The organism is Kitasatospora sp. MY 5-36 (assembly GCF_001182915.1).
In the GTDB taxonomy this organism is placed as follows: Bacteria; Actinomycetota; Actinomycetes; order Streptomycetales; family Streptomycetaceae; genus Kitasatospora.
Genome location: NZ_LFVW01000893.1, coordinates 1 through 3,512, shown reverse-complemented (window position 1 = coordinate 3,512; position 3,512 = coordinate 1). Strand labels below are relative to the sequence as shown.

Here is a 3,512-nt window from a genome sequence, read left to right as displayed (position 1 = left end):
AAGGCCGCCGCGCCCTCCGAGCCCGCCGCGCCCGCCACGGCCGCGCCGGCCGGAGCCGCACCGACGAAGACCGCCCCGCCCAAGTCCCCTGCCGCGCCCGCCGGTTCGGCATCCGCCGCGCCCGGCGACAAGAGCGGGTACGGCCAGGTCTGCGGCGCCAACGACCTGGACTTCGGCGCGAAGGCCGAAACCCAGGCCGGCGGCTACCTCCTGATCAGCGCCAAGGCCAAGTCGGGCATCACCTGCACGCTCCCCGCCGGCCACCCCGTCATCGCGTTCGGCTCGGGCGGCATCGAGGCCGCCGCCTTCGAGCGCGGAGCGGGAGAGCAGATCACCCTGAGCGGCGCCAAGACCGTGTACGCGGGCATCATGACCAAGACCACCAAGGGCAACCAGGCGGTCCAGTACACCGACGTCATCATCGGCATCGGCACCCCCGACCCGAACCCGGTGACCGTCCCCGTCGGCACGACCCCGGTCGACAAGCCGGTCGTCACCAACTGGCACACCCTGCCGAAGGACGCCGTCCCCGTCGGCTGACATGTCGTCATCTCGCGCTTCCCGCAGGTGAGATGAAGGTTGACGTCAGCGCGGTGACAGTGCGGCCCGGCACCTTCGAGAGGTCCGGACCAACCCCTCGCGAGGAGCACCCATCCCTGATCTTCGGAGGGTATCCCCGGCTTCCGCCGGGGAGGGAATCCGATCCTGGGATCGGCGGCGCGGAGCGCCGCCACGTCCCTGCGCAGCGGGACGCTCGTGGTGTCTTCTGTCAGCGGCGTGTGGCATGTTGATGGTCGAGGCGGTGGAGGGGGTGGGTCGTGTTGATTCGTGCGTACAAGTTCTTGATGCGGCCCACCGTGGGCCAGCAGCAGGCACTGGCTGAGATGCTGCGGGACCACTGCTCGCTCTACAACGGGGCGTTGCAGGAGCGACGTGATGCCTGGCGGCATGTCTCCAGGACGACGGTCCGCTACGGCGGGCAGTCCGCGCAGCTCAAGGAGATCCGGGCGTTCGACCCGGAGTGTCAGGGCCGGTGGTCCTTCTCCTCCCAGCAGGCCACGCTTCGACGGCTGGACAAGGCGTTCGCCGCGTTCTTCCGCCGGGTCGAGTCCGGCGAGAAACCCGGCTACCCGCGCTTTCGGGGCGTGAACCGGTTCGACACGGTGGACTTCCCCAGAAACGGTGACGGCTGCCGCTGGGACTCGACCCCGCACGACCCGGTGACCCGTGTCCGGTTCCAGGGCGTCGGCCACGTCAAGGTGCATCGGCACCGTGCGGTGGTCGGCACGGTCAGGACCGTGTCCGTCAAGCGTGAGGGCAAGCGCTGGTACGTGGTGCTGACTGCCGAGCAGGCCCGGCCCGATCCGCTGCCCGCGACCGGCAGCGTGGTCGGCATCGACATGGGCATAGCCAACCTCCTCGCCGACTCCGACGGCGAGTTCGTTGCCAACCCCCGCCACGGCCGGAAGGCCGCCGCGAAGCTCGAAGCCGCCCAGCAGGCCCTCAGTCGGTGCAAGCGCCGTGGCAATCGCCGCCGCAAGGCTGTGGAGACCGTGGCCGGGCTGCACCGTAAGGTCCGCCGTCAACGGCTCGACCATGCCCACAAGACCGCCCTCGGACTGGTCCGCGCGCATGATCTGATCGCGCACGAAGACCTCAAGATCCGCAACATGGTCAAGGCGCCCGCGCCGAAACCCGACCCCGAACAGGCAGGCGCGTTCCTGCCGAACGGGGCTGCGGCCAAGGCCGGACTCAACCGCTCGATATCGGATGCCGGATGGGGGGTGTTCCTCACGATCCTGCACGCCAAGGCTGAAAGCGCCGGACGGGAAGTGATCGCCGTGGACCCCCGCAACACCTCCCGGACGTGCCCCGCATGCGGACACACCACGGCGGAGAACCGGCCCACCCAGGACACCTTCCACTGCACCGGCTGCGCCCACCGGGCACACTCCGACACGGTGGGAGCCGTCAATGTTCTACGGGCCGGGCTGGCCCGTCGCAACGCCCGGAAGGGTTAGCGAGAAGCCCCCGGCTTCAGCCGGGGGAGGAGTCACGACGATCACCCTCCGGTCGGGAAGCACCGTGCTGTTCACCGGCGACTCGACCACCGACTGCCGCCGCCGGGAGAGCGGGGACGGCCTCGGGCGCGGCTACCCGCTGCGCGTCGCCGGCGAGTGGGCCCACCGCCACCCCGACCGGCCGGTGACCTGGCTGAACACCGCGAACGCGGGCGACAAGGTGACGGACCTGGAAGCCCGCTGGCAGACGGACGTCCTCGACGCGCGCCCGGACGTCGTCTCGATCCTCGTCGGGGTCAACGACGCGGGCCGGCGCATCCTCGACCCGCGGGGGTACCCGATCCCCGCCGAACGCTTCGAGGCGGGCTACGACCGCCTCCTCGCGCCCCTCGCCGAAGCGGGCACGGAACTCGTCCTCATCGAGCCGTTCCTCCTGCCGATCCGCGGCACCGTCGAGGCCGGCGCCGCGCTCATCGGCGAGAAGGAACGCGAGCGGTGGCGCGCCGACCTGGACCCGAAGATCCAGGCCGTCCGCAGGCTCGCCCGCCGCTACGGGGCCCACCTGCTCGCCGCCGACGGCAGGTTCGCCGAACTCGCCGCGACGGCCGGAGCCGAGCACTGGGCCGAGGACGGTGTCCACCCGACGCCGGCCGGCCACGCCGCCCTCGCGGCGGCTTGGCTGCGGCTGGTCGCCTGACCGGCCGGGGGCCTGCCGCCGGGCCCCCGCCGTCAGCCCCGTAGCCGTGCCGCCACCGGGCGGTGGTCGCTGGGGGTGGCGGGCAGGGTCCAGGTGGCGGTGGCGGGGAGATCGCGGGTGAGGATGTGGTCGATCCGGGCCAGGGGGAGGCCGGACGGCCAGCTGAAGCCGAAGCCGCTGCGCGCGGGGGTGAGGCGGCTGGTGAGCGGGGCGAGGGCGCGGTCGTCGGCGGCGGTGTTGAGGTCGCCCAGCAGCAGGACCCGGCGCAGCGGTTCGGCGTCCAGGGCCTGGCCGAGGGCGGCGATGTCGCGGTCGCGGTGGGCGGTGGCGAAGCCGGTGGCGGTCATCCGCACCGAGGCGAGGTGGGCGACGTAGACGGCCAACGGCCCGCCAGGGGCGCTGACTTCGGCCCGCAGGGAGCGGTTCCAGCCGGGGTCGATGACCAGCCGCCGGGACTCCGTCACCGGGTAGCGGCTCCACAGCGCGACGGTGCCGGTGCGGGCGTGGTGGGGCAGCGCCTTGTCCAGCACGCCCTGGTAGGCGGGCAGGGCGGCGTCGGTGACCTCCTCCAGCGCGACCAGGTCCGGGCTGGCGGCGAGCAGGGCGCGGGCGGTGCCGGCCGGGTCCGGGTTGGCGGCGTTCACGTTGTGGGTGACCACCGTCAGCTCCGGCCCGCCGGTCCCGCCCGTCGATGTCCCGTGCGCTGGAGCCCCGCCGCCCAGCAGCAGCGGCCCGAACGCCACCGCCCACACCACCGCCAGCACCCCGCCCGCGCAGGCCGCTGCCGGTGCCCG

The 3,512-nt window shown here is 72.9% G+C and carries 4 protein-coding genes; 3 read left to right on the top strand and 1 reads right to left on the bottom strand.

What is annotated here, in order from left to right:
* From AE652_RS37855 to AE652_RS37845, 3 genes are all read left to right on the top strand, one after another.
* On the top strand, positions 1 to 540 hold a 540-nt coding region (locus AE652_RS37855; RefSeq protein WP_049659842.1), incomplete at its 5' end, for a DUF4232 domain-containing protein.
* 281 nt (positions 541 to 821) lie between these two features.
* On the top strand, positions 822 to 2,021 hold the full coding sequence (locus AE652_RS37850) for an RNA-guided endonuclease TnpB family protein (RefSeq protein ID WP_049659847.1): 1,200 nt from the start codon (positions 822 to 824) through the stop codon (positions 2,019 to 2,021).
* Positions 2,022 to 2,085: 64 nt separating this feature from the next.
* Positions 2,086 to 2,718: an SGNH/GDSL hydrolase family protein gene (locus AE652_RS37845; protein WP_234348682.1), complete on the top strand. Its 633-nt coding sequence runs from the start codon at positions 2,086 to 2,088 to the stop codon at positions 2,716 to 2,718.
* A gap of 32 nt (positions 2,719 to 2,750) precedes the next feature.
* On the opposite strand, the gene AE652_RS37840 is transcribed toward AE652_RS37845, so the two are convergent.
* Positions 2,751 to 3,512, bottom strand: a 762-nt coding sequence (locus tag AE652_RS37840) for an endonuclease/exonuclease/phosphatase family protein (protein WP_049659844.1), incomplete at its 5' end; no start/stop codon positions are given.